The sequence below is a fragment of the uncultured Leptotrichia sp. genome (genome assembly GCF_938036635.1).
Lineage (GTDB): Bacteria > Fusobacteriota > Fusobacteriia > Fusobacteriales > Leptotrichiaceae > Leptotrichia > Leptotrichia hongkongensis.
The window spans coordinates 1-3,871 of sequence record NZ_CALHQO010000390.1 but is presented as its reverse complement, the minus strand read 5'-3'; the positions used below and the strand labels follow the sequence as shown (position 1 = coordinate 3,871).

Annotated in this window: 4 protein-coding genes; all 4 read left to right on the top strand. The window is 31.6% G+C overall.

The window, feature by feature from the left end:
- Nucleotides 1-11 precede the first annotated feature (11 nt).
- A complete protein-coding gene (locus Q0370_RS07815) occupies nucleotides 12-1,304 on the top strand; it encodes an OmpP1/FadL family transporter (protein ID WP_299574270.1) in 1,293 nt (430 codons plus the stop codon).
- A 284-nt stretch (nucleotides 1,305-1,588) separates the two neighbouring features.
- A complete protein-coding gene (locus tag Q0370_RS07810; protein ID WP_299574267.1) occupies nucleotides 1,589-2,215 on the top strand; it encodes a MotA/TolQ/ExbB proton channel family protein in 627 nt (208 codons plus the stop codon).
- A 121-nt stretch (nucleotides 2,216-2,336) separates the two neighbouring features.
- Complete coding sequence (locus Q0370_RS07805) at nucleotides 2,337-2,753, top strand: biopolymer transporter ExbD (RefSeq protein WP_006804489.1); 417 nt, start codon at nucleotides 2,337-2,339, stop codon at nucleotides 2,751-2,753.
- A gap of 47 nt (nucleotides 2,754-2,800) precedes the next feature.
- Nucleotides 2,801-3,790, top strand: coding sequence for an energy transducer TonB (locus Q0370_RS07800; protein WP_299574263.1), 990 nt, complete (start codon nucleotides 2,801-2,803; stop codon nucleotides 3,788-3,790).
- Nucleotides 3,791-3,871 lie beyond the last annotated feature (81 nt).

Genomic DNA, 3,871 nt, shown 5'->3' with positions numbered 1-3,871 from the left:
AGGAGAAAATTATGAAATTAAAAATAGCCATTTTATCAGTTTTAACTGCAATTTTTGCAAATGCTGCAAGTATTGACTATTTGTCAAACAATTCGGCTTCATATTTTCAAAATCCATCTCAAACAGGAAAAATTTCTGTAGAAGGCATCTTTTATAACCCTGCGGGAACTGCTTTTTTAGATGATGGAACTTATCTTAATGCAAACCTTCAAAACTCAATGGTTGATGAATCAATGACATTAAATGGAAAAAAATTAAAATCTCATAGATATGCAGGTGCGCCATCATTCAATGTTTTGTACAAAAAAGATAATTATTCACTTTTTGGAAATTTAAGTGTTATCGCAGGTGGAGCTACTCTTCGTTATAATAATGGAGTTGCTGGAATCGAACTTGCTGGAGAAACATTTAACAATATTACAGGGGGAAGGCTTAGAGCAAAAGTTGTAAAAAACCGTTTTACTGGGCAAAATCGTTACTATCAATTAATGCTTGGTGGAGCTTATAAATTTAATGACACATTCTCAATGTCAGGTGGTCTTAAATATGTTTATGCCCATAGAAAATTAGACGGAGAAGCACAATATGAATATAATACTTTAGTTGGTTCAGCAATTGGTCTTAACAAAAATTATCTGTCAATGAATTCAAAACGTGATGCAAAAGGTATTGGTGGAATTATAGGATTTGATTACAAGCCTACTGATACTTTAAATTTTGTAATAAGATACGAAACGCCTGTAAAATTAAAATTTAAGTCAAAAGCACAGGAAGATAACAAGATGATGCTAAGAGGACGTCCTTTAGGAATTTCATTCTTTTATCCTGAATATGCAGATGGATTCCAGTCAAGACGTGACTTGCCAGGAGTATTAGCATTAGGAGTTTCAAAGGACATTAACAAATGGACTTTATCAAGCGGATATACACACTACTTCAATAAATCTGCGAAAATGGATAGATTTAAATATAACGATGGATATGAAATAAACTTTGGAGTAGATTACAGAATTAATGACAAATTTACTTGGCACGCTGGATTTAACTATGCAGATACAGGAGCAAAAAGAGAATCATTCTCTGATGTAGAGTATGCAATAAACTCACAAATCTACGCAACAGGACTTACATATAAGCCAACAGAGTCTTCAGAATGGAAATTTGGAATTGCTCACGTAAGCTACAATTCAGCTAATGGAAAACGTGAACAAACTTCACTTCCTAGAATCTCTATCGATAAATCAAAAGTAAAATATGACAAAAACGTAAACGTATTCACATTGGGATACACACACAAATTCTAATAATTTTAAAAAGTTTTCTCTAAAATAAAGACAAATATATAAATTCTAGCTTGAAACAATAATAAAGGGCTAGACTCTATCTACAACCAATCCATTCTTTTACTCTAATTTTTTAGGTGGATTGGCTATAGAACTGTAAAACAGCCATCAAAACATGAATTTTTGGCTGTTTTTTTTATTACTTTTTATTCTACAAATAACTTTTTTAGCAATATTTGACACAAAAATATTTTTATAGTAAAATAATTTTATATCAAAAATAATAAGAGAAAGAAGGACGAATTATGTTAAAATACCTTATTGACGGCGGAATATTTATGTGGGTAATCTTACTTGCCTCAGTATCTGGACTTGCTGTTATTATTGAAAAAATGTATACTTTTTTGTCAAAAGAGAAAAAATTGTCAGAAAACGAGAAAAATCAGCTTTATAAAGCACTTAGAACTGGGAATAAACAAGAAATTTTAAAACTTTGCAAAGATAAAACAGATTCTGTTTCTAAAAGTGTAACAAAAATTGTTTCTAATATGGATATTAACTTTGATGAACTTGATAATTCACATAGACAGGTTATCGAGGGCATAATAAGTGAAAGCATTTTAGAGCAGACTACTGAACTCGAAAAAGGTATGAGTTTATTGGGAACAGTTGTAAATGCTGCTCCTCAACTGGGACTTCTGGGAACTGTTACAGGAATGATTGCAGCCTTTTCAGCTCTTACCCGAAATGGAACAAGCACTGCAAAAATAGTCGCTGGAGGAATTTCAGAAGCACTTTACACAACTGCATTCGGATTAATAGTTGCAATACCTGCATTAGTCTTTTATAATTATTTTAACAGACGAATTGATGTTATTGTGTCAGAGATGGAAAGAGCGGCATTGCAGTTTTTGAGCCGAGTAAAAGATTGATTTTTAACCTTTTATTCTAATCTTAGATTTAAAATCCAAACTAATTTTATTTGATTTAGATTAGTTTAACTTCAAACAAATTCAAGTAAAATTTACAAATCAAATTTCTTAGGAGAAAAATATGAAATTTTCTAACAGACGAAAACGTCAAAATGTCGATATATCGATGTTAAACTTAATTGATGTAATTTTTATGCTACTAATATTTTTTATGCTTGCAACTACATTTAATAACTATTCCCAATTTCAGCTTTCAGTTCCAAAAACATCAGCACAGCTTGAAAAAAAGGAAGATACAAAAATAGAAGTAATCGTAAATAAAGACAAAAAATACTTCTTAAAAATAGACGATAAAACTAGGGAACTTTCCCAAAATGAAATAGCTTCTGAATTTTCAAAATTACCAAAGGAAGCATTAAAAAATATAACTTTAACTGCCGACGAACATTTGGAATATAAGGACATTGTGGACACGATGAGTATTTTAAAAAATATGAACATAGAAAATATAAGTTTAAATATTCAAAATAAAAATTAAAACTACAAAAAATTGAATATTCATTAAGTAATAAATAGAGGTGAAAAATGAAATATTACATAATTTCAGCTGCAATAAACTTGGGAATACTCCTTATTCCAATTGCAACTCCAGTTTTAAAGCAGAAACTTGAAGAAAAAAAAGAAAAACAGACTATTGTTGTTGACTTAAAAAACAGCATTTTAGAAGAGAATAAAACAAAAAGCACAGTTGATACGGATAACAATGAGGAAAGTAACGGAACGGCTGGATTACAAAAGGGAAATCCACAAAATAAAAACAATGCAATTTCCGAAGCTCAAAACATAGAACCAAATAAACTGCCTAAAAACCCAAAACAGCCCGAACTTTCACAAGCACAACCAATACAACCACAGCAAACATCACCACAACCTCCCAAAGTACCCCAAGAGAGCATACCAAAAGAACAACCAAAACCTACATCACGCCCAATTATCCCCCCAGTTACCTCCACCCCTAAAACTGCCACACAACCAGTAATTTCACAATCCACAGGAAATCCTGTCAGCTCAAAGCCAGTACAAAACTCCATAACTGCTTCAAACTCTAATATTTCCAATAATTCTGGACATAAAAACACTCCTTCAAATTCAGAAACTTCACATGGAAACAAAAATGGTAATACTGCTAACGGAAGCTCCACAGGTAACAAAAACGGAAATGGAACAGGAACAAGCGGAAATTCAACTAGTTCTGGAAATGGAAATGATAAAAAATCTGGAAGTACACGAGGTGGTGGATGTCATGAAGGTACTGATTTTTCAGTTTCATACAGAGAAACATTGGAAATGCCACAAGGCAGTCAACGTTTAAACAGAGAATTTAATATCGTTGTAAATGTTACAGTAAAATTTACTAGAGGTGGCGGAATCTCAGTAATTTCAGCTTCAGGAGCAAGTTCTATGTTTCTAAATGAAGCCAAAAGAGCCGCTAAAGGAATAAGAATAAATTTCAAAACTAACAATTGCTCATCTGGAGTAATAACAAAACCATTTAGGTTTAAACAAACTCACTAAATGAGTTTTAAGCAAAATTTCGTTAGAAGAAAAAGAATTGTTTGAGCTTTTGAGAAAATCTTTAAATCATTGATATTTATT